This is a genomic window from Geobacillus sp. FSL K6-3411 (assembly GCF_037965715.1).
Classification (GTDB): Bacteria; Bacillota; Bacilli; order Bacillales; family Anoxybacillaceae; genus Geobacillus; species Geobacillus thermodenitrificans.
On sequence record NZ_CP150187.1, the window covers coordinates 526713 to 552269 of the forward strand.

At 42.2% G+C, this 25557-nt stretch carries 24 protein-coding genes and 2 pseudogenes; 25 read left to right on the forward strand and 1 reads right to left on the reverse strand.

Features of this window, described 5'->3' with window-relative positions; all coding sequences use genetic code 11:
• The first annotated feature begins 4 nt into the window (after positions 1–4).
• The 18 genes and pseudogenes from NSQ22_RS02610 (at position 5) to NSQ22_RS02695 (ending at position 19552) form a co-directional block, all read left to right on the forward strand.
• The gene (locus NSQ22_RS02610; RefSeq protein ID WP_008881178.1) at positions 5–337 is read left to right on the forward strand and encodes a hypothetical protein; all 333 of its coding nucleotides are present in this window, start codon (positions 5–7) and stop codon (positions 335–337) included.
• A 276-nt stretch (positions 338–613) separates the two neighbouring features.
• Positions 614–907, forward strand: a complete 294-nt coding sequence (locus tag NSQ22_RS02615) for a WXG100 family type VII secretion target (RefSeq protein WP_008881177.1) — start codon at positions 614–616, stop codon at positions 905–907.
• 230 nt (positions 908–1137) lie between these two features.
• Positions 1138–1377 carry an EsaB/YukD family protein gene (locus tag NSQ22_RS02620; RefSeq protein WP_008881176.1) on the forward strand — a complete coding sequence of 80 codons (240 nt, stop codon included), beginning with the start codon at positions 1138–1140 and terminating at the stop codon, positions 1375–1377.
• Between the two features lie 34 nt (positions 1378–1411).
• Positions 1412–2698 (forward strand): type VII secretion protein EssB, encoded by a 1287-nt coding sequence (essB, locus tag NSQ22_RS02625; RefSeq protein WP_081157540.1) that lies wholly within the window; start codon positions 1412–1414, stop codon positions 2696–2698.
• A 36-nt stretch (positions 2699–2734) separates the two neighbouring features.
• On the forward strand, positions 2735–7174 hold the full coding sequence (gene essC / locus NSQ22_RS02630) for a type VII secretion protein EssC (RefSeq protein ID WP_081157541.1): 4440 nt from the start codon (positions 2735–2737) through the stop codon (positions 7172–7174).
• A gap of 23 nt (positions 7175–7197) precedes the next feature.
• Positions 7198–9978 carry a type VII secretion protein EsaA gene (gene esaA, locus NSQ22_RS02635; protein WP_008881173.1) on the forward strand — a complete coding sequence of 927 codons (2781 nt, stop codon included), beginning with the start codon at positions 7198–7200 and terminating at the stop codon, positions 9976–9978.
• On the forward strand, positions 9968–10450 hold the full coding sequence (gene essA, locus NSQ22_RS02640) for a type VII secretion protein EssA (protein WP_081157542.1): 483 nt from the start codon (positions 9968–9970) through the stop codon (positions 10448–10450). The genes esaA and essA overlap by 11 nt, the downstream gene beginning before the upstream one ends.
• An 82-nt stretch (positions 10451–10532) precedes the next feature.
• Positions 10533–10844 (forward strand): DUF5082 domain-containing protein, encoded by a 312-nt coding sequence (locus NSQ22_RS02645; RefSeq protein ID WP_029761876.1) that lies wholly within the window; start codon positions 10533–10535, stop codon positions 10842–10844.
• A 6-nt stretch (positions 10845–10850) separates the two neighbouring features.
• Positions 10851–11957 (forward strand): pre-toxin TG domain-containing protein, encoded by a 1107-nt coding sequence (locus tag NSQ22_RS02650; protein WP_011886774.1) that lies wholly within the window; start codon positions 10851–10853, stop codon positions 11955–11957.
• A gap of 5 nt (positions 11958–11962) precedes the next feature.
• Positions 11963–12313: a hypothetical protein gene (locus NSQ22_RS02655; RefSeq protein WP_029761977.1), complete on the forward strand. Its 351-nt coding sequence runs from the start codon at positions 11963–11965 to the stop codon at positions 12311–12313.
• Between the two features lie 159 nt (positions 12314–12472).
• Positions 12473–13006, forward strand: a pseudogene (locus NSQ22_RS02660) (pre-toxin TG domain-containing protein); the annotation flags it as partial.
• A 474-nt stretch (positions 13007–13480) separates the two neighbouring features.
• On the forward strand, positions 13481–13762 hold the full coding sequence (locus NSQ22_RS02665; protein ID WP_008881167.1) for a hypothetical protein: 282 nt from the start codon (positions 13481–13483) through the stop codon (positions 13760–13762).
• A gap of 323 nt (positions 13763–14085) precedes the next feature.
• Positions 14086–14784 carry a DDE-type integrase/transposase/recombinase gene (locus tag NSQ22_RS02670; RefSeq protein ID WP_339264138.1) on the forward strand — a complete coding sequence of 233 codons (699 nt, stop codon included), beginning with the start codon at positions 14086–14088 and terminating at the stop codon, positions 14782–14784.
• An 87-nt stretch (positions 14785–14871) separates the two neighbouring features.
• Positions 14872–16161 carry an IS21 family transposase gene (istA, locus tag NSQ22_RS02675; protein WP_087960193.1) on the forward strand — a complete coding sequence of 430 codons (1290 nt, stop codon included), beginning with the start codon at positions 14872–14874 and terminating at the stop codon, positions 16159–16161.
• The gene (istB, locus tag NSQ22_RS02680) at positions 16154–16912 is read left to right on the forward strand and encodes an IS21-like element helper ATPase IstB (RefSeq protein WP_060476369.1); all 759 of its coding nucleotides are present in this window, start codon (positions 16154–16156) and stop codon (positions 16910–16912) included. Before istA ends, istB (NSQ22_RS02680) begins: the two co-directional genes overlap by 8 nt.
• 345 nt (positions 16913–17257) lie before the next feature.
• On the forward strand, positions 17258–17866 hold the full coding sequence (locus NSQ22_RS02685) for a hypothetical protein (RefSeq protein WP_339264139.1): 609 nt from the start codon (positions 17258–17260) through the stop codon (positions 17864–17866).
• The gene (gene istB / locus NSQ22_RS02690) at positions 17863–18627 is read left to right on the forward strand and encodes an IS21-like element helper ATPase IstB (protein ID WP_081157650.1); all 765 of its coding nucleotides are present in this window, start codon (positions 17863–17865) and stop codon (positions 18625–18627) included. Before NSQ22_RS02685 ends, istB (NSQ22_RS02690) begins: the two co-directional genes overlap by 4 nt.
• Positions 18628–18991: 364 nt before the next feature.
• The gene (locus NSQ22_RS02695; protein ID WP_011886777.1) at positions 18992–19552 is read left to right on the forward strand and encodes a DUF1629 domain-containing protein; all 561 of its coding nucleotides are present in this window, start codon (positions 18992–18994) and stop codon (positions 19550–19552) included.
• Between the two features lie 75 nt (positions 19553–19627).
• On the opposite strand, the gene NSQ22_RS02700 is transcribed toward NSQ22_RS02695, so the two are convergent.
• Positions 19628–20761: an IS4-like element IS5377 family transposase gene (locus tag NSQ22_RS02700; RefSeq protein ID WP_015374614.1), complete on the reverse strand. Its 1134-nt coding sequence runs from the start codon at positions 20759–20761 to the stop codon at positions 19628–19630.
• Positions 20762–21206: 445 nt separating this feature from the next.
• Between NSQ22_RS02700 and NSQ22_RS02705 the strand changes: the two genes are divergently transcribed.
• The 7 genes and pseudogenes from NSQ22_RS02705 (at position 21207) to NSQ22_RS02735 (ending at position 25365) form a co-directional block, all read left to right on the forward strand.
• Positions 21207–21686 carry a pre-toxin TG domain-containing protein gene (locus tag NSQ22_RS02705; RefSeq protein WP_011886778.1) on the forward strand — a complete coding sequence of 160 codons (480 nt, stop codon included), beginning with the start codon at positions 21207–21209 and terminating at the stop codon, positions 21684–21686.
• A gap of 51 nt (positions 21687–21737) precedes the next feature.
• Positions 21738–22145: an HNH/ENDO VII family nuclease gene (locus NSQ22_RS02710; protein WP_171355695.1), complete on the forward strand. Its 408-nt coding sequence runs from the start codon at positions 21738–21740 to the stop codon at positions 22143–22145.
• Positions 22146–22162: 17 nt separating this feature from the next.
• The gene (locus NSQ22_RS02715) at positions 22163–22588 is read left to right on the forward strand and encodes an SMI1/KNR4 family protein (protein WP_011886780.1); all 426 of its coding nucleotides are present in this window, start codon (positions 22163–22165) and stop codon (positions 22586–22588) included.
• Positions 22589–22720: 132 nt separating this feature from the next.
• Positions 22721–23257, forward strand: a pseudogene (locus NSQ22_RS02720) (pre-toxin TG domain-containing protein); the annotation flags it as partial.
• Positions 23258–23435: 178 nt separating this feature from the next.
• Entirely contained in the window at positions 23436–23681 is a 246-nt protein-coding gene (locus NSQ22_RS02725; RefSeq protein WP_011886782.1) for a hypothetical protein, read from the forward strand.
• Between the two features lie 23 nt (positions 23682–23704).
• Positions 23705–24166, forward strand: a complete 462-nt coding sequence (locus tag NSQ22_RS02730) for an Imm30 family immunity protein (protein ID WP_011886783.1) — start codon at positions 23705–23707, stop codon at positions 24164–24166.
• A gap of 410 nt (positions 24167–24576) precedes the next feature.
• Positions 24577–25365 carry a recombinase family protein gene (locus NSQ22_RS02735; protein WP_011886784.1) on the forward strand — a complete coding sequence of 263 codons (789 nt, stop codon included), beginning with the start codon at positions 24577–24579 and terminating at the stop codon, positions 25363–25365.
• Positions 25366–25557 lie beyond the last annotated feature (192 nt).

The following is a 25557-nucleotide window of genomic DNA, read 5'->3' on the forward strand; positions in this document are numbered from 1 at the left end:
ACGTATGAGACAATTGAATATGCTTTACCATTTTGATGTGGAGCAAGATTTGATGGACAAGGCAACGGGATTTATTCAACTGTTGCATCGAATGCAGGAATGCGACAGGGATTTAGTGCAAGTGGTCCGTGACGCCATGAAGGACATGCAGGGAAAAATAGCTGATAAAACCAATGAAGCGATCGAGCAATATCAAAAGAGGAACGAATGGCAGTGTGAAATGTATCAAAACAGCATGAAGACAGCTGCCCTGCGCTATACGAATATGATCAACGATATGAGGGGACAGAACATCACTTTGTATTACGATGTAATCGTACGAGAGATGAAGGGATAAAAATTCTCATCGGAGATAAACAGGGGGACAGCCGGAAGAGAACAAGATAAAAAGTGCCTTCGAATGGTCGGAGCCTAGTGACATAGGTCTATATTCACCATTTTTTTTATTTTCAGTCGTTTTTATTAAGGTGGATATGAAAAAAGTAGATACTGAGATTAATAAAATATGGTATAAAATACTTATTTTTATATAAATGTATTTATATTGTTGCTTGATGGTAATTTTCTTGTTTAAAATTGTAGGGGAAAAATCTGGTTAAAGGGGGACTGGAAAATGGCAGGCGTGATTCGTCTCACACCGGAAGAACTGCGTGGTGTTGCCAGACAATATAACGTTGAGAGTTCTAATGTCACCGAACTCATTGCAAGGCTCGATCAAATGAGTCATACGCTTCAAGGGATTTGGGAAGGTGCTTCGAGCGAAGCGTTTATCCAACAGTATCAAGAGTTGCGCCCATCATTTGAAAAAATGGCTGTTCTATTGAACGAAGTGGGGCAACAATTGCACAATTCCGCTACCATTTTGGAAGACACGGATCAACAAATTGCCAGCCAAATTCGCGGATAAAGGGAGACATTCGGAAAAAAGCGCTACAAATCTTACAAAAGATTATGGCGCTTTTTTCTGTATGCATGTTAGATAAAGAGTTCAATGCTGTTCCTCTTGAACACCGTGAGTGTTGCGACCATTCCTTCCAAGCCCATGTAGGTGCCGCCTATCGGATGGGGAGGTCGCCGCAGGCAACAATGAAGCTTCATTTTTCAATGAGCATGTATATAATCGGAGGATTCCCAACCATGTATATTCAGGTCACGATTGACCTTCGCCATTATACGCACGATGTACTAGATCTTCGTTTATCCGATCTGTATTCGATTAAGAAGATGGTGGAGATTGTTTGGCAGTTAAAAAACATATCGACGCCACCGAGGGAAGGCTGCTGGGTGCGGGTTGAAAATAAACAAGCGGTCTTCCCTGGTTGTGCGACATTACAGGCGAGCGGTATTACCAATGGGGACCGCATTGTGATTTTGTAACCATCGAGAATGGGATAAGGAGCATTATTTTATTATGAGTGAAAAAAAGACGTATTTGGAAACGCAACTAGATGCTGTCATGATCAATGATCAGCCATATACGGTCATCTTTCAGCGCGCCAAATTGAAAATGCAGGATCCGTTGGAATTAGAGGTGCTAAAGGAAGTTGACCCTTGCATCGTGCGGGACATCGATGTATCCGAAGATGAGGTAAAAGTGGTGATCAAACCGCCTTCATCGTTTTTGACGTTTGCGGCGATAAGAAAGACCACATTACTTTCTCGCATCAGAGCCGCTCTCCATCTTGTTTCCAAGGTGAAGCATCATTCCGCTCGCCGATTGATTTTCATCGTCTGTCCGGAAAACCTGATGTTTAACCGGGCATTGGAGCCGTTTTTTCTACATGTGGGCGTGAAAGAAAGTTTGCCCCCTGATGAGTGGGATGACGAGCGCCTTCTTCGTGAAGTGAAAGCGACGGTGCTTGCTTTGACGGAAGGCGAATATCGCTTTGACGAATACTTGAAGTTTCATGAAACGTTGAAATGTTCCCCGATTGCGAAGGAATTATGGCAAGCGGATCATTTGGATGCGGTGTTAGCAGTTTTAGAGAAATGGGTGGATGAAGAAGAGGCAAAAGAACGGGCTAAAGTGCACATTCCCAAAAAAAGATGGAACATGCAAAGGTACATATTTTTTTCGGTCATCGGATTGTTAATCCCTGCAATCATCTATGTATTTTATTCTTTCTTTTTTGCGCAGCCGAAGCAAGAGGCCTATATCCAAAGTACAGAGTTGTTTTTGCAAAATAAATATAGCGATGTCATTACCACGTTGGAAGATTATGCGCCCGAAGACATGCCATATGTCATTCAGTACGAGCTTGCTTCTTCTTATGTCATGACGGAATCTCTCACAGAAGAGCAGCGTCAAACGGTATCGAACAATATTACGCTCAAAACAGATGAGCAATATATGTTGTATTGGATTTACATCGGCCGTGGTCAAAGTGAAGAGGCGCTTGAATTGGCGCGGACGATAGAGGATCGGGATTTAATTGTGTACGCGCTTTTAAAATATCGAGAACAAATAAAGGGCGATGCAGATTTGTCAGGGGACGAAAAACAGAAAAAATTGGATGAAATTGATCAGGAAATAAAGGAATACGAGAGGGAACGAAAAGAGAGCGAAGCTCAATTAGAGGAAGAACAACAAAGCGAACAACAGCCGCCGGCCTCCACGCCAGCCGCTGATTCATCTAGTGAGACAACGCAATCGTCGCATGAACCGTCTGCTACTAACAATCAAAAGTCCCAAAAGTAAAAAAGCGCAGCTGTGGGCATCTTAGGAGAGGATTGTATGAGCCAACTATGGGTTTTGTATGAAACGTATTGCCAACTGTTTTCGCTGACAAACGAAGAGAAGGTCATTGTCATTGGCAATCAGTTAGAACACCACGTGACCGTTTCATCTTTTTCATTTCGCAACGGATATATCCAAATCGAAAAGAAATCGGACGGCTCGACGCTTGCGGTATTGCAAGGAGGCCGACAGATCGGCGAGCTAAAGCCCGGATGTTCCATTACGGTTGACGTTGATGGGCAACAAATGACGATCGCATGGAGCGGTGAAGAACAGAGAAAATATGTTTATTATGTCGGGCAACAAAGCGAGGTGCTTGTCTCCAATGATCCTCAAGCAGATATTGAGACAACGAATGCCCGCTTTTCGTTGCGAAAGCATCGGGGACAATGGGTCGTCATCCCAGACGATGATGCTCCATTGTTTTTAAATGGGGTGCAGCTATCCGATGCTGTGTCGCTGCGAAACGGCGATGTTCTTTTATGTCCATATATGCAGTTTGTGTTTATCGAAGAAGATTTGCTTGCGGTGACCAGTAGCGAAGAGGTGGTTTCATCGCTGACCGAAACGATGCCGCCTCTTTCCGAGATGAAGAAAAAATATCCGATGTACCGTCGGACGCCGCGTATGATTTATGAGTTGCCGAGCGACAAAGTGAGCATTTCATTCCCGAGTCAGGAAGGGGACGGTGACCCGCGTGGTTTATGGTTGATGGTGTTGCCGCCGGTTATGATGTTGCTAGTGATTGGCGCGGTGGCTCTCATACAGCCTCGGGGCGTTTTCATTATGATTTCGATTGCCATGTTTGCAACGACGATCGTAACATCGACAGCGCAATATATGCGGGAAAAAAAGGCACGCCAAATGAGAAAAGAAAAACGTCGGCGCATTTATACAAATTACTTGGAGCAAAAGAGGGAAGAGCTTCAAGCGTTATCCGAAAAACAAAGAAACGTATTATACTATCATTTTCCGTCCTTTGAGCAGATGAAATCATTCGTCATGCAAGTGAACAGCCGCATTTGGGAAAGAACGGCGGAGAGCGCCGATTTTCTTCATGTGCGAATCGGAACGGCGGACGTGCCGGCCACTTATGAGGTGTCAGTGAGCATGGGCGATTTGGCCAACCGGGAAATCGATGATTTGTTGGAGCAGGCACAACATATAGCCAAGGTGTATCAAACCGTAAAACATGTGCCGCTTCCAATTGATGTGTCACACGGAGCGATCGGAATGGTTGGGAAACGATCCATTGTGAACGGTGAAATTGAGCAGTTGGTGGGTCAAATCGCGTTTTTCCACAGCTATCATGATGTGCGGTTTGTGGCGATTTTCTCAGAGGATGATTATAAGCATTGGGAATGGATGAAATGGCTCCCGCATTTTCAATTGCCGAATTCATTCGCCAAAGGGCTCATTTATAACGAGCAGACGCGTGATCAATTGCTGTCATCGATATACGAGATGTTGCGGGAGCGTGCCTTGGACGAAGAGAAAGACAAAAAACGGTTCTCCCCACATTTTGTGTTTATTGTAGCCGACCGTTCGTTAATTGCGGAACATGTGATTTTAGAGTATTTGGAAGAAAAAAATGAAGACATTGGCATTTCCGTTATTTTTGCTTCAGAGACGAAGGAGAGCTTAACGGAAAACGTTCATACGCTCGTGCAATACATTAACGAGCGGGAAGGTGAGATTGTCATTCAGCATCGGAAGGCGGCACATATTCCGTTTCAGCTGGATGAGCATTCAACAGAAGGAAATGAATCATTTGCCCGAATGCTACGCTCATTGAATCATCAAAAAGGAATGAGCAATTCAATACCAGAAAAAGTAACTTTCTTAGAAATGATGCAAACACGCCGGGCAAATGAGCTGCAGATCGTCCAAAACTGGTTGTCATGTCAAACGTCCCGTTCGTTGGCCGTCCCAATTGGATTGAAGGGGCGAAACGACGTTGTCGAATTAAATTTGCATGAAAAAGCGCACGGGCCGCACGGGTTAGTCGCTGGAACGACGGGATCGGGGAAAAGTGAACTGCTGCAAACGTACATTTTGTCATTAGCAGTACATTTCCATCCGCATGAAGTCGCCTTTTTAATTATTGACTACAAAGGGGGCGGCATGGCGCAACCGTTTAAGAACATGCCGCATTTACTCGGCACGATCACAAACATTCATGGCAGCAAAAACTTCAGCGCTCGGGCGCTCGCGTCCATCAACAGCGAATTGAAAAAACGGCAGCGCCTTTTTGATCGTTATGAAGTCAACCATATTAATGACTACATGGAATTGTACAAACAAGGCAAAGCAGAACAGCCTTTACCACACTTATTTTTAATCGCCGATGAATTTGCGGAATTGAAAAGCGAAGAGCCGGACTTTATTCGTGAATTAGTAAGCGCCGCTCGCATCGGCCGGAGCTTGGGCGTCCATCTCATTTTGGCAACGCAAAAGCCACGGGGTGTCATTGACGAACAAATTTGGAGCAATGCTCGCTTTCGGATCAGCTTAAAAATGCAAGATGTAAATGACAGCAAAGAGATTTTGAGAAATGGTGACGCCGCAGCGATCACAGTGCCGGGAAGAGCTTATCTGCAAGTTGGGAATAATGAAGTATACGAACTGTTTCAATCCGCATGGAGCGGTGCACCATATGTGGAGGAAGGAGTCGAGGCGGAGGATGAAATTCATATCGTGACCGATTTAGGTCTTGTGCCGGTGTCGAATGTGGCGACGGATCGGAAGCGAAGCCGCCAAAAGCCAAAAACGGAAATTGAAATGGTAGTCGAGCAAATCATTGAGACACAAAAACAATTAAACATCGAAAAATTACCAAGCCCATGGCTTCCGCCGCTTCCTCCACGTTTAGCGCGCCCAGCCTCAGTGACAGCGGAGGCCAATGCCTTTCCGATCGGCTTAAAAGACGAGCCAGAACTGCAAAGTCAGTCTGATTATTTCTATCAATGGCTTGAAGATGGGAATATTGGTATTTTTGGTTCGGCAGGATACGGAAAATCAACGACGATGATGACGCTACTTCTAAGTTTTGCGGGTGCCTACAACCCGGCGCAGCTTCATTATTACATCTTTGATTTTGGAAACAGCGCGTTATTGCCGTTGCGCCAGTTGCCGCATACAGCTGACTACTTTCGGTTAGACGATGAAAAGAAAATAGAAAAGTTCATCAAGTTCATGAAAGAGGAAATGGAGCAGCGCAAACAACGGTTTATGGAAAAAGAAGTGAGCACGATTAAATTATATAATGCGCTGTCAGAAGAGAAGCTTCCCATTATTATAGTGGCACTTGACAATTTTGATGTTGTAAAAGAGGAAATGCCTGACTTTGAAACGCAGTTGATTCAATATGCCCGCGACGGGCAATCCCTTGGAATCTTTTTCATCATGACAGCGACAAGAGTGAGTGGAATTCGCCCGCCGCTTATGAACAATTTAAAAACAAAAATTGTTCATTACTTCATTGACAGTTCGGAAAAGTTTTCGCTGATTGGGCGAACGCCGTACGATGTTGATCCGATTCCGGGCAGGGCGCTGGTAAAAAAAGATAATGCAGCTTTAACGCAAATCTATCTTCCGGCTGACGGGGAAGACGATATCGAAGTGCTCGAGAATGTCAAACGAGAAATGGAACGATTAAAAGAAGTATATCAACACATACCGAAGCCAAAACCGATTCCAATGCTTCCACCGCGGCTGTCAATGTCCGTCTTTACAAACACGTATGTTCAACACCGAGCTTCAGGATTCATTCCTGTTGGGCTCGATGAGCAAACGGTTCGCCCAGTGGCGATCAACATGCGGACGGATCCGCACTGCTTGATTGTCGGGCAATCAAGAAAAGGAAAAACAAACGTGGTCAAGGTCATTTTAGAGTCCTTACTTGTGCAAGAACCGGAAAGCATCGGCTTATTGGATGGAATCGACCGGGGACTCGCCGGCTACGCGAATCGGGACGACATTACTTATATAGAAGCAAAAGAGAGACTAGCGCAGTGGTTGAACGAAGCGGATGCTGTGTTGCAACAACGAGAGAGGGAGTATATTCAAGCAGTCAACGAAAATCGTGCGACAACGTTGGCGTGGCCGCCGGTTGTATTCGTCGTTGACAGCCTCTTGCGCCTTCAGCAAGAAACCGACAGCATCATGCAAGGCCGGATTGCCAACATGATGAAGCAGTACAGCCATCTTGGATTCCATGTGTTTGTTGCTGGAAATGCCAATGAATTTGTGAAAGGGTTTGACGCATTGACAGCGGAGTTGAAACAAATTCGTCAGGCCATTCTCGTAACGAAAAAATCTGAGCAAAGCTTGTTTGCATTGCCTTTTACAAGAAACGAACAAGAAATTGAACCGGGATTTGGCTATTTTGTCGTTGGTGGAAAAGACCAAAAAATCCAAATTCCAAAAGTCGAATAAATCAAAGGATCGGGAGAACGGATATGAATGGAAAATGGAAAATCGCGAAATTGATTGGATTGATCATCTTCATTGTCAGCCTTCCCGTACTGTTTTTTGCTTTCATTGGCCAAAACCCAATGAAACAAACAAACAAGGCGACCAATCATATTGCCGTTGTCAATGAAGATATGGGGGCGAAATACGATCAGAAAACCTATTTCTTTGGCAAGGAGATCGTCCCCGCCCTTGCCGACCGTTCAAGTTACCATTGGTCGGTAGTGAACCGCAGTCAGGCGGAGAACGGGTTGAAAAACAATGAATACGATGCAGTCGTGTATTTGCCTTCTGATTTTTCTCGAAACATTTTATCGTTTAATGACAAGCAACCATTAAAAGCCACAGTGCAATATAAAATCCAGCCGAATTTGGATGCGAAGCATAGGGAACGGGTGCAAAGAGAACTTGAAGCATCCAAAAACATGATCAATCAAAAAATGTCCACCCTCTATTGGAGTTACGTGGCGCAAGAGATAGCGGCGATTCGGAAGAAATTTAACGACATCTTAGAAAAAGAAATCGCGTTCCAGAAGGCGATGTACGCTTTTTATACCCCTAGCTCAGCCAAACTCGCCGAAGAGATTAAAAGGCAAAAAGATATGCTGCAGGAGCTGCTTGAGGCATCGAACAATGCGAAAGATTCTTCCGCTGGCACTTTGCAAGGAATCGAAGAGGCGGAAGCAGAAATCACCGCTTTTGTTGACAGCCTGAGCCAATACAGGGAATATCAACAACGGCAAAACGAACTTCTGCAAGAGGGGATTCATGAATACAAAAAGAGATTTAACGAACGAATGGATTTGATGCTCGGGAAGCCATGGGAGGTGAAGCCGGACGTTCGCCATCAAGAGCAAAATTTACTTGAATCAATCACCACTTTGCGAAACACGGTGGCAGAAAGCCACACATCACTAATGACCTTCAATGAGCAGCTGAAACAATCAACGGTTCAGGAACAATTTGAACAGTTGCTCACATGGAAGAAAGAGTTTGTTCGTCAGTATCAGATAGAAGTCAACAATCAAACGCTCGATCGTTTGCAGCAGTCGCTCATTGAGTTTCGACAAAAACTGCAATCTCCTTCCCCGGGCCAAACAGACGAAGAGCAACCGGCACCAATTGAAGCGCCACCGCAACCTGCCGATGAGAATTTGTTGGATGCATTGCAGCAACAACTTGCCAATTTGAAAGCACAATGGCAAGCGTTCAAACCGCAGAGTCCGCAGGAAAGCTGGGAGCATATTGAAGGTTCGATAAGCCAACTTGAGACGGAAATGGAAAAGACGAAACAAGCGTGGCAACAACAACTCGCTTTGCAACAGCAATGGCAGCAAAAATATGCACAACTCGTCGAACAGCTGAACAAACAATTAACTGAAGGAAAAGCCGATTCGATCGACGATATTGTGCAGCAAATCAAGGAAAAGGAACAGGCGGTTCTCGCGTCGCCGGCGCTGCCAGAAAGCCGCAAACAAGTGTTGTCATCTCATTTTGAAGCGGTGATTCAAAATCGAAATACAGCCGATCTTCTAGACTATTTTGCATGGTTATCGATTTTCGACGAGGCAGTGCAGCAAACAACTCGTTTTGATGAAGAGTTAGTTGATCAGCTCTTGATGAATTGGAATCAAAGAGATGCTATTTTCCAGATGCTATCGGATGTGCGAGGGTATTTTGAGGAGCTGGAGCAACACTCAGCGTCTTCGCTGAAAGAAGTGGAAGCGGCTGAAGAAAGTACAGAATCATTTATAGAGACAACGCTTGGGTATATACAGGAATACGATGAAAACGTGCAAAAAATGCAAGAGACGATCACAGGCCAGTTGCAGGAGCTCAGCGATGCGGTGAGCGAAGTGACGATGCAACTGCAAGAGGCGGTAAATGAAGGACAACAAACAGAAGAGATTTGGAGAGGAAACGATGGGGAATTTGTCATAACGATCCAACAAAACACGATGCAAGATGTACAACAAATTTCCGATCTCATCGCCTCGATTGCCGAAGATCAAGATCACATTGTTGATTATACAAATGAACTGCATGAAAAAATAGATTCAGTTCAAACGAAAGCAGACGAATTGAATGATAAATGGGCGGCCAATGTGAATACGACAAAGCAAATTCGCAATGACGTATATCGCCTTTTAAACAACACGATGATCGATCAACAGGCCAATGGCTATGTGTACGATTATTTAACAAACCCTGTGCAAGTAAGGGGCGATTTACCAGAGGAACAAACGACGTATACGCCGCCGGTTGTAGTGTTGATCATTGTTTTGCTGTGCGGCATGCTCATCGGTTTCTTCCTTCATTATTATTCTAATAGCCCATTCATGTTGCAGCTTGCTCTATTGCTCCTGATGAATGTGGTGGTTGGGTTAATCATCAATATCTATAGCTTGAAAATTTATCCGATGCAAGATGTGCGAGCCATCAAGTGGAGCGTGTTGACGATCGTTTTGTTATTCTTCTGTTCTTCGATGGTTCGATTGGCATTTTTGATCGGACCGTTTACCGGTTGGATTCTTGGAGTCGGGCTTGTACTTTTCTTCATCACTCCATTGCTCGATTTAGTGTTGCCTAACTTCCATTTTGAGCATCCGATTGCAGAAACGTATATATCGATTCAATACGGAGATCAACAAATCTTTTATTCGACCGTCGTAATGATGGGGGTTCTGTCATTATTGATGGCGGCTGTCCCGTTTTTGAAACATCGCCTTGCCGACCAACAAGAGGAGGGGGAAATGTATGAAGGATAAGGGGCGTTTTTCGTTCCTTTTCCTTCTTGTCCTGTTGTTGTTAATGACAGTGGCGAAGGAGGTAAAGGCGGATGAAGGGCCATCAGTGGAACCAAACCAATATGAGAGGAACCCCGTTGAATTGCGCACAGACTATATTCGGGAGCAGTCACTTTTAAACGGGAAAAAAGAGCTTCCAAAAGAACAGTTGACATTGACATTTCAGCGATCGACTCCTTCTGTTTTGGAGCGGACAAAAGCGCAATTGTTTTTATCTTCAGAGCGAAACACCAATACGATCACCACGAAAGCCGAAAAGTTAAAGCTGTTTTCATCAGCGAAGGAAATAACCACCTCGTCTCGTCCCGCATCGAATGAGGAGGAAGCAACGAATTCGTCCCATTTGCTTTGGGTGTTTGGGATTCTCATTTTCGCACTGCTTGCAGCGATGTTTGCGATCGTCGTCCCCCGAATGAAACAGTTTGTCCGTTAAGGAGTTTAACGGGGGATGCAAGGGGGCATTGCGGACAGGTGAGACGATGAGTGAGGAACATGAAATTGGGGAGGGAATCCAAGTGTCATCGACGTTAGAGTCAATTGAAAAGGAAATAAAGAGGAGAGCATACGAAACAGCGATCTCCATTTTACGGTCTTACCAAGGGCAAGTGCATGAAGCAATGGGAGAATTCCGAGATGGCATTCGCAGCTTTCATCGCGCCAACGATGAATATATTCCGCACTGGCAAGGAGAGGCGCGGGAAGCGTATGAGTGGATTTATGCTGATTTAAAGCAACTCGAGACACGAATTGGGACGACGGCGGATGAATTGGTTGACGAAATCAGCAGGGAAATCGCCCGTCTTCGTCGAAAGATAGAGGAGTTGTAATCCACTATGATTCGATTGAAGCCTGATGAGTTGGAAACGGTCGCCGGACATATTCCCGAAGCGGAAGATGCGTGCCAACGGGCACGGACGACGTTATCGTGGGAGCTCTCCTCCCTTGTGATGAATCTCCCGGGCGTCAGCACACCCGCGATCGAAGAGCTGAGGGATGAACTCGTTCATTGGCTGAAGCGTTATGAAGACAAACTGAACGAAGCCGAAGAACTTCTGTATCGCACCGCCGCCGCGATGCGCCAAGCGGACCAAACGCTCGCCGACAATATGAAGGAATTGGGGTTGGAGTTTCTCGGATGGTACGACGTGCAACGACTATTCGGCGAGTACGATCCGGTCACTGGGGAGCGCCTGTCAGCGGGAGATCGGCTGCTGGCAGGCGGGATGTTGCTATTGTCGGTTGTTCCACCGGCCAAAGGCGCCGGCATAGCCGGAAAAGCAGCGATCAAGGGAGCGAAGGCGCTCGACACCGCTTCCACCTTGTCGAAAGTGAAACATGTCGTGCACGGTGATAAAATAAAAGGGTTCTTCCAAACAATCTACCATCAAGTCGTCAAAGCGCCGTTGACGGAAACCGCCCGCCTGTTTAAGAAGCAGTGGGATGAATTCGTCGAAAGCATTGCCTCCGTTTCCTGGCAGCCGGCATATGCCGGCGATGTGGGCTTAGCATTTCAGGGAGGGATGAATGAAGCGAAAGATGTATCCCTCAACATGATAAAGAACGTTGAGGGGGGAGCGATTGGGAAGAGTGCTAAGGGTACGGGTAAATTTAGTAAGTATGATGTAGGATTATATAAAGAAATAAAAGGTGTACCGGGGTTAGATGCACATCATGTTGGACAAAAAGTAATTATGAAAAAATTCATTCGAAATTATGATCCAAATAATGCACCAGCAATATTAGTACCAAAAGCTGGACATACAAGAAAAGGTCCTAGGGGAATAGTTTCGAGAAGTTCAAAAGGAATTGAGAGTGCAAGACAATTATTAGCAAGAGATATAATGGAGTTAAGAAGAGTATATCCAGACATTCCTAATTCTCAACTTCGAAAATTAATTGAATTAAATAAACAATTGTATCCAGAGATGAGAAGGAGATGAGATATATGAATAAAGAAGAGTTTGTTAAACTTTTACATCAGTCAATTATAAAAGAAAATCGTAATTTTTATCGAGATATATTCAATAATACTGATATTAATGAAGTTACAGACCCCTATTGGAAAGAAGCATTGATGTTTTATTCGGAACTATCAGATAAAAATAAAGAAATATTATTTAAAATAATCGAACAAGTAGAAGTGGATGCTGTATCTAATATTTTAGGGGTGTTAGATGGGGTAGTATCAATAGGAGAAGAGGATATTGAGTTTAAAGTGACAATTAACAACAATAATGAACCAATTAATGGAGATTTACAAGACCTATTTTTGGAGTATGATGAAGAGAATAGATAACAAGTTTAGGAATACATTTTATATTTACTGATATACCATTTATAACTTTCTTTTAAAGCAATTTTTGAATTTTGAGATCTAAGTGTTATCAATAGAAATCAAAAGCTTCTATACTAACCTTCAGTGACTATAGCTTCTCAAGGTTTTTTCATTTTATAACAGAGCTAAGTAGCGATGCATCAAACAGACCAAACGCTCGCCGACAATATGAAGGAATTGGGGTTGGAGTTTCTTGGATGGTGCGCCTATTCGGCGAGTACGATCCGGTCACTGGGGAGCGCCTGTCGTTTGGGGATCGGCTGCTGGCAGTTGGGATGTTGGTTATTATCGGTTGTTCTACCGGCCAAAGGCGCCGGCATAGCCGGAAAAGCAGCGATCAAGGGAGCGAAGGCGCTCGACACCGCTTCCACCTTGTCGAAAGTGAAACATGTCGTGCACGGTGATAAAATAAAAGGGTTCTTCCAAACAATCTACCATCAAGTCGTCAAAGCGCCGTTGACGGAAACCGCCCGCCTGTTTAAGAAGCAGTGGGATGAATTCGTCGAAAGCATTGCCTCCGTTTCCTGGCAGCCGGCGTATGCCGGAGTAGGCCCGGCGTCTCGGGTGTGGATGAGTGGGTCCAAGAATGAAGTTAAAGATGCCACTTTCCACATGATAAAGAAAGCTGAAGGAGAGGCGGTTGGACGGGGGACGAATAAACTTTATAGAGGAGATAGTTTGTTGCACTCATCTAAAAGACCTAATGGAATTGGTAAACCGTTTATATCAGATTCAGGTAATTTAGTTCCTGCAAATAGTAAAGGCATATATAAAAATCGGCAAGTTACTGTTATAGAGCATATTCTCGGAGGTTACAGAAGGAAAGCAAAATCAAATAGTCCCTATATTAGTTTTACCGGTAACAAACTCGTTGTTGGAAATTACGGAGATTATTTAATAGAGTTAGATATTTCTTCTTTGAGAAAAGCCATTAGGTCAGGAGAAGTTAAGAATGTAGCTATTTTATCTCCGAAACAGATTCGAAAATTAATCGAACGAGATAGATCTTTTTCTGATTTTTGGAAGAAAAGGGCATTAAATTGGACTGAGAGAGATAATGAGTATTTGATAAGAGGTGAAGTACCTAGCAAATTCATAAAAATTTATCCTAGGGAGTGAGTATTAAATATGTTTCTATATTTTCAAAATGAATGTCTAGGTGAAATACAGGATATTAACACTGAAGGTATGTGGGTATACGGTAAACTTATAGCGAATCAAAATATGGTGAAGTTTAGGAAGTTTTTTGAGGATCTAACGAATGAGGAAAATCATTTTAAAGAAAGTGAATATAATGAGGAATGGTTGAATGATGATAATTGGTTTGTTGTAGATAGTCATGGAGATAAAAAGGGAATTTATTTACCTGCTGTGTATGAGGATGGAGAAATAAATTGGAGATGGAGATAAAGCTTAGGGTTAAGAAAAAACCTTGAAAGGTAACATGCCTTTCAAGGTTTTTTTCTATTGTACCTGCCATCGTGACTGTATTACAAGCATTGCCTCTGTTTCGTGGCAGTCGGTGTATGGGGTGTTCAGTGTCTCTGGTGTGGATGAGTGAGGCAAGAGACGCGTCCCTCAACATGATAAAGAACGTTGAGAGGGAGTAGTTGTAACTGCTAAACTAAAATGGACAGAATCCGACAAATAAAATTGAACACTCATTTACCAATTTTACTCCGAACAGCTATGATAGATGTTGAATGCTATCTAGCTGTTGGAGGGATGGAAAGGTGGATAAGTGGGAAGTGTACATGGAAATTTATCAGCTCTTAAAGCAAGGATTTAGTAAAGCCACTATCGCTAAAAAATTAAACATATCCAGAACGACATTATATAACTATTTAAAACGTTCACCAGAGGAAATGACGATATGGCTGGCTTCTACGAAGCAGCGAAGAAAAAAGTTAGACCCTTACCGAGAGATTATTTTACATTGGATTCAGAAGCATCCAGATCTATCAGCGTCTCAAGTACAAGATTGGCTGGAGGAACAATATCCCGATCTCCGTGTGGGAGAAAGTACGGTCCGCAGCTATGTGAGGAATTTACGAGAGGAGTGGAACATCCCAAAAGAAACTTCTGTCCGCCAATATCAAGCAGTGCCAGATCCACCAATGGGTCACCAAGCGCAAGTCGATTTTGGAAAAGTCAAAGTAAAAAATCAACAAGGAAAGGATATCGTGTTATATTTTATCGCCTTTGTTCTTTCGCACTCCCGTTATAAATACATGGAGTGGCTGAATCGTCCTTTTACGACGAGAGATGTCATCCAAGCGCACGAGAATGCGTTCCAATGGTTTGGGGGAATCCCAAACGAACTGGTTTACGATCAGGACAACCTGATTGTGGTCAGCGAAAATGCCGGGGATCTCATTCTCACGGCCGAATTTGAAGCCTATCGGAGACAACGAAACTTGACTCTTCTATAAATGCTAGTTTAAGAATGTACAAAAGTGATTGGATAAGAATGTACAATTTTGATTTTAACATGCATACTGATTTCGAGGTGAAATGGTGTGCATGTAAATTTGAAAATCACAACAGAGATTGAAATTCATAGTTTATCAGATTTGCCAAAATTTAAAACCCTTATGGAGAGTTTGGGAATGAAAATTAATAAGAGTCAATTAGCACGAGATCTCAATGTAGATAGGAGGACGATTGATAAATATTTGAATGGTCTTATCCCAAAAAAGACACGAAAAAGAGGGTCTAAGATTGATAAATACTACGATGTGATTTCTCAATTGCTTTCAAAAGAATCGAAACAAATTTTTTATTATAAACGGGTTCTTTGGCAGTACTTGAAAGACAATCACGGCTTAGAATGTTCCCAATCAGCCTTTCGGGCCTATATTTCTCGGAAACCAGAGTTTCAAGCATATTTTTCTGAGGGTAAACGGACAAAACCGGTTGGTCAGGTCGTTCGTTATGAAACGGAACCTGGAGAACAAGCGCAATTTGATTGGAAAGAAAATATTCGATACGTAACGAAAGAAGGGGAAATATTAAACGTTAATATAGGGGTATTTCTTCTGTCTCATTCACGATTTCGAACTTTTTTATTAACACTTTCAAAATCGCAGAGTGTGTTGATGTCCTTTTTGATGGAGACGTTTGAAAAGATTGGAGGCGTGCCGAAAACCATTGTCTTTGACAATATGAAGACCGTCATGGATGAAGCGAGAACGGAGTATTCGAAAGGGGTGGTCAATGAACGGTTTGATCAATTTGCCAAAGATTGCGGATTTGACATTCATCCGTGTAAAGCCGGTAGGCCTTATACCAAAGGGAAAGTGGAAGCCACGATGAAGCTAATCGATGAAATTCATGCCTATCAAGGTCAATTTTCATATGAGGAACTTCAGAATTTTGTTCAATCCCTTTGTGAACGGATCAATCATAGCTATCATCAAGGAACGGGAAAAATCCCTATCTTAGCCTTTGAACAAGAAAAGAATCTCTTACAACCCCTGCCAAGGAATGAAATAAGAGATTCTTACAAAATCAAACATACACTTGTAAAAGTCAATTCAGCGGGAATGGTTACCTATAAAGGGAATCAATATTCCGTCCCTGCTGAATACAAAGGAAAAACAGTTGGATTACAAGTGTATGATGACCATATTTACGTTTATTATAACATGCATTTGATTACTCAACATAGGATTAGTTCAATAAAACTGAATTATAAACAAGAACATTACATCGAAATCTTGTCGAGGGGATTACCTCATCACCCGGATATTGATGAGCTAGCCAAGAAGAATTTACTTGCGATTCATGAGGTGTATAAAAATGAATAGTAGTTATCAACAATTAATTCAAAACTTAGAGTATCTCAAGTTAAAACAAATGATTTGTCACCTGAATGAAACCATTGATTTTAGTACGAAAAATCAGCTGTCGTTCGTTGATACACTAGTAAAATTAACGAATTATGAAATTGATATGCGTGAAAGAAATATGATTAACTCGATGGTTAAGGTGGGGGCTTTCCCTCACCTAAAGGAATTAAAAGATTTCGATTTTGACTTTCAGCCTTCAATCAATAAACAACAGATTCTAGATTTTACGACATTACGGTTTATTGAAGAGAATGAAAATATTGTTTTTTTAGGTCCAAGTGGCGTTGGAAAAACCCACTTGGCGACTGCGATTGGAATCGCAGCTGCCAAAAAGCGGACAAGTACGTATTTCATTAAATGTCACGAACTGATTTTACAATTGAAGAAAGCGAAAATGGAAAATCGTTTAGACAATCGTTTAAAACATTATGGAAAATACAAGCTATTAATCATTGATGAGATTGGCTATTTGCCGATTGACAGAGAAGATGCAAAATTGTTTTTCCAGTTGATTGATTTACGGTATGAAAAGAAAAGCACGATATTTACTACCAATGCCAATTTTAAGGATTGGGGGGAGGTATTTCAAGATTCAAAGCTAGCCAATGCCATCCTAGATCGTATTTTACATCACGCGACCGTGATTAATATTGTAGGGGATTCATATCGAATAAAAAATCACTTAGAAAGAGAAAAAGAAAACGAGTAAAAATGTACATTCTTAAACAGTCAAAAGTGTACATGTTTATCTTGACATTTACATCTTCATGTATGTCGAAAGGCAGATCCGGAAAGTAAGGGGAAAATCGAAAACGTCGTAGGATTTATCAAACATAACTTTGCCAAACATCGGATCTTTACTACTATCGATGCATGGAATGAACAAGGATGGAATTGGCTGCGCCGAACAGGAAACGGCAGAGTTCATAATACGACAAAAAAGAGACCGGCCGATGTGTTCGAACTCGAAAAAGCACACTTACGACCGATCTCTCCATCATTGGACGTGACTGGTGTCCCCAAAACAAACCTTACCAACAGTATAACAAGGACGGTGAGAAAGGACAATACCATTCTGTACAAATCCAATCGATACACGGTTCCGTGCGGAACCTATACATCGTTTGGGAAAACGGTGCAAATCGTCATTCAAGAGGCAGAACAAGAACTCCTGATCTATGATTTGGAAACCGGGGAATACTTAGGGAAACACCCGATCACTCACGGCAAAGGGAAACTCATTCAAAACCGGAATCATCTGCGTGATCGAGCGAAAGGGATCGATGTGTATCTCGAGAGGATTGCCCATGAATTTGAAAATCCGGATGCGGCCAAGGAGTATCTCGAACGTATACGAAAAAACTATCCACGATATATACGGGATCAATTACAGCTCATTCAAAAGCAGCTGGCTCAATCTCCACTCTCTCTGTGCAGCCAAGCGCTGCAAAAATGTATGGAATTACAGTTGTATAGCGCCTCTGCATTTACAGATATGGTCGGTTACTTACAACGACAACATAGATGGAACACTTCCGACAAAGTCGTTTCAGTGAACCGAATTCAACCATTACGTGAGGGGAACCTTTCGGTTTTGGAAGCTCAACCAGCTGTCAGAAGCATCGAAGAATATATTGAGATTTTGGAGGGAAGAACGAAATGAGCCAGCTGGCGAAAGTACAAGAGTTATTGCGAACGTTGCGTTTGACAGAAACGGCTTTTCACCTGCCTGTACTAGTGAAACAAGCAGAAACAAACGAGATGACCTATCTTCGTTTTTTGTCCATAGTATTACAGTATGAACAAGATTGTCGGGAGAAAAAAGCACGGGAAAGGCGTCTAAAATGGGCAGCTTTCCCGTATTACAAGACATTGGACGAGTTTCAGCTGGATGAACAGCCATCACTGACAAAACGGCAATTTCATCAATTGCGGGAACTCGCATGGTTAGACCAACTTTTTAACTTAATTTTATTAGGACCGCCAGGTGTAGGGAAAACCCATTTAGCGATTGGACTTGGGATGGAGGCGATTGATCAAGGGTATAAAGTGACGTTTATTACCATGGGAGAGTTGATTCAAGCGTTAAAAACAGAAGAAATCACTCGCAAATCTCGAATTCGTCTTCAGCGTCTAAGAGAATCCAACCTCGTGATTATCGATGATCTCATGTTTATGGCGATGGATCAACGAGAAGCCAATTTGTTTTTCCATTTGATCAATGACTTGTACAATCAATCATCCATTATTTTAACGTCCAACAAGGGACCAAGTGAATGGGGAGAACTACTGGGGGATCCAGCGATCACTACAGCCGTATTAGATAGAATTATTCATCGGGCAGAGGTGATTCATTTAAACGGAGACAGCTATCGCATGAAGCATAGAATTTCCATTTTCAGCGATGAAACTGTTCAAAATTAATGAGCAAAAAGTGTTCAATTTTACTTGACGGTTACAGTAGTTGAGAAGAGTGCTATGGGGTACGGGTAAACCTTTACAAAAACATCATTATGCTACTAATAAAAGTAAAAAATATACTTCACAAATAGAGGCTATAACCAAAAAATATGGACTAGATTTGGATGGCGTTTGGAATATAGAAATTACTACCTCATCAGGGAAGACATCCAAATGCTTATCATGAGTATGTGTTAAGTAATATTAGGAATTTTGATAAAATAGCTAAGGGGGATAAAAGGAAATTTTTAATATTATTTGAACAACTAAAAGAGGAAATTAGAAAGAACCCAGAGATGCTTTATAAAGATTATTGGAGGAAGAAATAATGAGGTTTTATAAGTTGCTAATGGATGATAGTGACGATAGAGATGTAGTAGCACACTGTATAGATACAAAGGGATTTGAACAATATGAATTATCGGAAGGTAAGTACATTCATAATTGGAATAGCGAAATCACCTTTTACTTTGACCCTAAAGAAGCAGAAAAGTTAACAGATTATTTAGCAAATAATTTAGGATGGTTTATAGTTTCTGAAAGATTTAAAGCGATTTTAGAAGAAGTAGATAGTGGTATACAATATCTTCCTGTAAATGTAGTAAATAAAGGTGAAAATAAAATTTTAAAAGGTTTTTCTGTAGCTAACATTTTGAATGTTGTTGATGCATTAAACTTAGAACATTCAGATTACAGTGTGTTTGAGCTTGATGGTGAAAGAATATATAGTATTAAAAAATATGCTTTATGTAAAGAGGCAATACAATCAAAGCATATTATTAAACTCAAGGGTGATGAAATTCCAATATTCATATCAGAAGAACTTAGAGAATTAATAGAGAAAAATAATATAACAGGATTTGACTTCTTAGAGGTTAAAGTAATCTGATTTTATACAGTAATATGGCTCTGAATCATAAGGATCTGACTTCCTTAAAAGAACCAAAAATATCACGAGTGTTGATTATCCAAAATTAGACATACGCCTTCCATAAATTTGGGCATACTCAAACAAAGCAGCGGCCATCCCGGATTTCCAATCGAGAGGAAGCTGCCCAGAGAAAAAACGGCGAACGAACGAAATGAAGGAAAGAGAGACGTTCGTCTGTTTTTTGGTTTGATCATACAGCCATCGCAGCAACACATACGCGATGAACGCCGCAAACAGTTGGTTGTATACCGCATTTTCCGTCGTGCCAAACAAGGTCGGGACATTCAGATATTGCTTCACCCAACGGAAAAAGACCTCAACAGTCCAACGTTGTTGGTACATGTCGGCAATGGTTTCCGCAGACGCATGGAAGAGGTTCGTCACGACCCGAATGTCGCGGCCATTCGCATCTCGAAAGATCACCACCCGGTGACGCTTGGTGGAGCGGCATTGTTTCGTCCCCAACTGGCACGTGAAGTCGGCTTGAACCGATGAGGATGTGCTGGAAAGGCGTTTCAAGCTTTTTTTCTGATGAAGTTCGATGTTGTCCTTCATCCGAATGACAAAGAGCTGATGCTGCTCCACAAATCGATCGAGGCGTTCGATTTTGAAATACGCCCGGTCTTCCACCAGCACTTGTTGAGCGTTCGTCAACTGTTCTCCCACCGGGCCATCATGACGCAGTCCGATGGTTTCCACCACGTCTGCCGGCAACGAGGATTCCGGCGAATACGCGACGTGCAGCTTCACTCCGGCGCGTTCGCCGTGATACGGCGCCCATGGCAGGCGGTTTTTCCCGACCGTGACGGTCGTCGAATCCACCACCCGAAGCGGTTTGGGAAACCGAAGCGAACGGCGGGTTTGGCGGTTGCACTTGGAAATGATCAACGCCAACAAGCGTTTCATGATGTCATAGGGAACTTCTTTCGCTTTCTTGGATACAGTTGAATAATGGAATCGCGGCAATCCATACAGAGGCCCCACATCGGCTCCGTGGCGAAAGCTTTTCCATTGATGCATGGCGGCCAGCAGGAAGAAGTGAATCAACTCGCGCAACGTAAAGGTTCGAGACGAATCACGATACCCAACCGCTTCGGCAATCAGTTGAATCTCTTCATCCGAAACAAGTTTTTGCATCAAATTCGGGAGTGTGGTATGCTTGTTCATAGAGAGCACCTCCTGGGTTTGTTTGTGTCGCTACTCACATTCTACAGGAAAGGTGCTCTTTTTTCTATACCCTTTGGATTTTATTGGATAATCAACACGCCTGCAAAAATATCATATAAAAATTTTTCACTTTCTACTTTGGAATTGCTTAATTGAAATTAAAAAGGACAGCACCAAAATTATTGGTCACTATAGTGTGAGTAATGTTTAAGAGCAACACTTAAAGCTAAAATCGCAGAACTTATAGATAAGAAATATGAAAAATGATACCTTGATTGGCCACAAGCTTTTCAAGGTTTTTGTTTTAAAAACGAAGTTCACTGCTCGTGTGTCCTCGAAAATCTCATAAAAACAAAGAACTGATCTAGCGTACTACCGCCGCGATGCGCCAAGCGGACCAAATGCTCGCTGGAAATATAGAGGAATTGGGTTTGGAGTTTCTTGGATGGTGCGCCTATTCGGCGAGTACGATCCGGTCACTGGGGAGCGCCTGTCGTTTGGGGATCGGCTGCTGGCAGTTGGGATGTTGTTATTATCGGTTGTTCCACCGGCCAAAGGCGCCGGCATAGCCGGAAAAGCGGCGATCAAGGGAGCAAAGGCGCTCGACACCGCCTCTACCCTATTATCGAAAGTGAAACATGTCGTGCGCAGCGATCAAATCAAAGGGTTCTTCCAAACGATCTACCATCAAGTCGTCAGAGCGCCGTTGTTGGAAACCGCCCGCCTGTTTAAGAAGCAGTGGGATGAATTCGTCGAAAGTGTCGCCTCCGTTTCCTGGCAGCCGGCGTATGCCGGAGTAGGCCCGGCGTCTCGGGGATGGATGAGTGGGTTCAAGAATGAAGTTAAAGATGCTACTTTCCACATGATAAAGAGAGTTGAAGGGGAAACGGTTGGAAAAGGGATAATTAGTAGTACAACGAAGTAGAAAGTAACTATAAGACTAAAAGCTACTAAGCTATCTTCAGAAAAAATCCAATTGGATTGGTTACCTGATAAATATTCTGTTGTAGAAGTAAAAGGAACAGTTAAGGTTGCGGGCAAGGAAGTAGATGTGTCAAGAAGAGTTTACCAAATAGAGATTGAGAAAAATTATGTGCCGAAAGATCCTGCAGCAGCCGGGGTGACTAATAAAGAACTGATGTTGAAAGGAAAATCCCCTTATGTTGTTAAAGACAGGAAAGAAAGTAAAGTCGAACTTCACAAGCTGATTCAAAAAGAGCCTAGGGGAATGGTTGAGATTGCTGAATCTATACATAATAAGTTCAGCAGAGAATTACATGGCTTGGTAGAGGACGGAAATAGTTTTAGAAATGATTCGTTGCTTGAAAAACAATGTAATAATTTTAGGAGCAACTATTGGAAAATGCGTGCAAATGAAGATTAGAAGGGAGGAAAAATGTGATGAATGAGAAAATAAAAAAAATGATCGAAGAGTATGGAGAGGAAAGGGATTTTTTCGGAGGCGCATCAGAGCAGGAGATCCGAAAAGCTGAAGAAATACTCGGTTTACAGTTCCCTGAAAGTTATCGTGCTTTTCTAAAGGAATATGGCTCAGGCGGTATATGCGGGGTTGAAATCTTAGGTATTGAAGGAAATCTTGGGGCTTCTGTAGTAAAAGCAACAGAAAGATGGCGAAAGTTAGGGCTAGATAAGAAACTAATTGTTATCGAAGATTCAGGAGAATTTGTTCGATGTATGTATTCGGCGGATGTTCGTGACGAAAAAGTGTATAGTTGGGTTAGAGGAGGGAAAGAACTTTCCGTTCGCTATGATACATTTGATGATTATATAATGGATATGTTTCAAGAAGGAATTGATAACTTGTAGGTATATGAGAAAATGAATGGATAAAATTCTGGGTTGAATTGGAAAACGCAAATAAAAATAAATCTTGATTGGCGACAAGCCTTTCAAGGTTTTTGTTTTAAAAAACGAAGTTCACTGCTCGTGTGCCCTCGAAAATCTCATAAAAACAAAGAACTGATCTAGCGTACTACCGTTGCGATGCGCCAAGCGGATCAAATGTTCGCTGACAATATGAAGGAATTGGGGTTGGAGTTTCTCAAGTGGTACGACGTGTAGCGCCTATTTGGCGAGTACGATCCGATCACTGGGGAGCGCCTGTCAGCGGGAGATCGGCTGCTGGCAGGCGGGATGTTGCTATTGTCGGTTGTTCCACCGGCCAAAGGCGCTGGCATAGCCGGAAAAGCAGCGATCAAGGGAGCGAAGGCGCTCGACACCGCTTCCACCTTGTCGAAAGTGAAACATGTCGTGCACGGTGATAAAATAAAAGGGTTCTTCCAAACAATCTACCATCAAGTCGTCAAAGCGCCGTTGACGGAAACCGCCCGCCTGTTTAAGAAGCAGTGGGATGAATTCGTCAAAAGTGTCGCCTCCGTTTCCTGGCAGCCGGCATATGCCGGCGATGTGGGCTTAGCACTTCAGGGAGGGATGAATGAAGCGAAAGATGTATCCCTCAACATGATAAAGAACGTTGAGGGGGGAGCGATTGGGAAGAGTGCTAAGGGTACAGGAAAAGGTTTATTGCCGGGCGAAGGGAAAGTAGGAACTTACAAACAATTAATAAAACAAGGCAAAGCGTTTGATAACCTTACTCCACACCATATGCCATCTGCTGAAAAAAGCCGGTATAAAGCGAAATGATGGTGTTAGCATGAATATGGAACAACCACATCCTGGTACTGGGGGAAGACACCGTAGGACTTATACTTATGGACTTTCTGGAGAAAAATTAAACGATTATTTAAATCTTAGCTACCGAGATGCACTAGCACATGATATTTGGGATGCTCGAAGAATTTATATGAAGGATGGGCTATACACTCCGAAAATAAGAAAAAGTTTAAGAGATGTAATTCAATTGAATAAGGAATTGTACCCAGAATTATTTAAGAAGTAATTATTTATAAGGAGGGAATATTTTTGGATATTAAGTCGGAAATAAAAAAGGTATACGATAACCGTCTGCTTAAGACAGAAAAACAAGTGGAAGAATTTGAGCAAGCTTTAAAAAATATATATGAATATGGTGAGGTTTCAATTATTAAAGATTTAATTTTAGCTTTTGATGATAATACTGAACACCATGAGGTAATGTTTAACTTGGTGCATACTATTGAGCATTTATATAAGAATAAAATAGAGGAAGGGTTAAAACTAATTGCTACTTCTGTGCCAACGGTTATAAGTTATGGGAGGGAATGGATAGAAATTTTACATTACAGAATATTAAATCACCCCCATGTGCGTACAATTTATGCAAAAGTTTTGGAGAATATCGACATCAAAACAAGAAATATTATTAAAGATTTGTTAGGAGATATAAAGAAAGAAGATCCAGAATTGTTTGGTGAGTCAGTAGATGAGGTATTAGATAATATTTAAGAACTAATTATGAAAACCTTGATTGGCAATATGCTTTTCAAGGGTTTTCTATTTTCAATCTAACAGCTATATCAAATAATAAAGTGTGTTTACGAGAGAATTTAAGTATGTTTTTTACCAACATTTTAATTCAGAGCTCATAATGGTTCACCTACAACGAGCTTGGCTGCAATGCATGGTAAAGCGACTAACGCCACGAATACCCTTCGAGTACACTTTAAAACACGAGAGAACGCTTTCTCGTGGCGAGAAATAGGGTATAAACTTTTAACTTTTAACCGACTATGACAATAATAATAAACTGGCAAATTATTTTTGTATTGTATTTTCACTAGAGACGGTCGTATAATACTCGTCATTATTAAAAAGCGTTACATAAATTGTAATTTTTGTAACGGGAGGGCGACACATTGAACGTTGTCGGGTATATACGAGTCTCAACGCAAGGACAAGCAAGAGATGGTTACAGCTTGAAATATCAAGAAGAGGAAATCAAAGCATATTGTGAGAAAAACGGCTGGAACTTGATCCATATTTTTAGAGATGAAGGCATTAGCGGGGCAAAAATGAATGAAGAAGCGTTCGAAGTAGACAGGGTGGGTTTACAGGAGATGTTGGCCCACCTTTCTTCTCTCCAAATTAAGTATGGCGTGGTGTTAAACACAAGCCGGTTGTGGCGCTCTGACATGGTGAGAGTGTTGATTCATCGAGAGTTACAGAAGTATGGGGTGGATATTAAAAGTATTGAACAGCCATCCTACAGTATCTACAAAAAAGACCCAAGCGATGTATTGGTCAATGGACTAATGGAGTTATTAGACCAATATCAGCGATTGGAAATTGCTTTAAAACTAAAGAAAGGTCAGCATAAAAAAGCAAAAGAAGGAGGATATGCCGGAGGAAGGGTGATCTTTGGCTATACGAAACCAAAAGGGGAAAAGGAACTCAAGGTACATCATGAACAAGCTAAAGTGGTCAAACGGGTCTTTGAACTAAAACGAAAACATCCTCAAGGGTCTTTAGCTCACATTGCCAGGGTGTTAAATGATGAAGGGTACAAAACCGCTCAAGGAAAACCATTTACAAAAGTACAAGTAAAGCGAATTTTAGACCGAAAGAGCTTTTATCAAGGGATGTATACCTACGGCCCCATACAAGCCCATGGCAAACACGAAGCCATTCTTTCAAACGTCACTTAAAAAATTCATGAGTTTTCTTATATATCGATATAGATGATGCCTCCATGGACAGGCTGATGTACCAATGCGCACCGGAAGGTGAACGCTCGAACTAACGGATTGACCCCCTAAATTTGGACACATCCTATCTTATTTTAGGTTATTCTCAAAATTTCTCGTTTTTTCTTGGCAAGAAGACAAAATCCTCTTGCC

Coding starts and splice junctions, on each gene's coding strand:
- NSQ22_RS02610 (WP_008881178.1), top strand. CDS start 5: ATGAGACAATTGAATATGCTTTACCATTTTGATGTGGAGCAAGATTTG.
- NSQ22_RS02615 (WP_008881177.1), top strand. CDS start 614: ATGGCAGGCGTGATTCGTCTCACACCGGAAGAACTGCGTGGTGTTGCC.
- NSQ22_RS02620 (WP_008881176.1), top strand. CDS start 1,138: ATGTATATTCAGGTCACGATTGACCTTCGCCATTATACGCACGATGTA.
- essB (WP_081157540.1), top strand. CDS start 1,412: ATGAGTGAAAAAAAGACGTATTTGGAAACGCAACTAGATGCTGTCATG.
- essC (WP_081157541.1), top strand. CDS start 2,735: ATGAGCCAACTATGGGTTTTGTATGAAACGTATTGCCAACTGTTTTCG.
- esaA (WP_008881173.1), top strand. CDS start 7,198: ATGAATGGAAAATGGAAAATCGCGAAATTGATTGGATTGATCATCTTC.
- essA (WP_081157542.1), top strand. CDS start 9,968: ATGAAGGATAAGGGGCGTTTTTCGTTCCTTTTCCTTCTTGTCCTGTTG.
- NSQ22_RS02650 (WP_011886774.1), top strand. CDS start 10,851: ATGATTCGATTGAAGCCTGATGAGTTGGAAACGGTCGCCGGACATATT.
- NSQ22_RS02655 (WP_029761977.1), top strand. CDS start 11,963: ATGAATAAAGAAGAGTTTGTTAAACTTTTACATCAGTCAATTATAAAA.
- NSQ22_RS02665 (WP_008881167.1), top strand. CDS start 13,481: ATGTTTCTATATTTTCAAAATGAATGTCTAGGTGAAATACAGGATATT.
- istB (WP_060476369.1), top strand. CDS start 16,154: ATGAATAGTAGTTATCAACAATTAATTCAAAACTTAGAGTATCTCAAG.
- istB (WP_081157650.1), top strand. CDS start 17,863: ATGAGCCAGCTGGCGAAAGTACAAGAGTTATTGCGAACGTTGCGTTTG.
- NSQ22_RS02695 (WP_011886777.1), top strand. CDS start 18,992: ATGAGGTTTTATAAGTTGCTAATGGATGATAGTGACGATAGAGATGTA.
- NSQ22_RS02700 (WP_015374614.1), bottom strand. CDS start 20,761: ATGAACAAGCATACCACACTCCCGAATTTGATGCAAAAACTTGTTTCG.
- NSQ22_RS02705 (WP_011886778.1), top strand. CDS start 21,207: ATGGTGCGCCTATTCGGCGAGTACGATCCGGTCACTGGGGAGCGCCTG.
- NSQ22_RS02715 (WP_011886780.1), top strand. CDS start 22,163: ATGAATGAGAAAATAAAAAAAATGATCGAAGAGTATGGAGAGGAAAGG.
- NSQ22_RS02725 (WP_011886782.1), top strand. CDS start 23,436: ATGAATATGGAACAACCACATCCTGGTACTGGGGGAAGACACCGTAGG.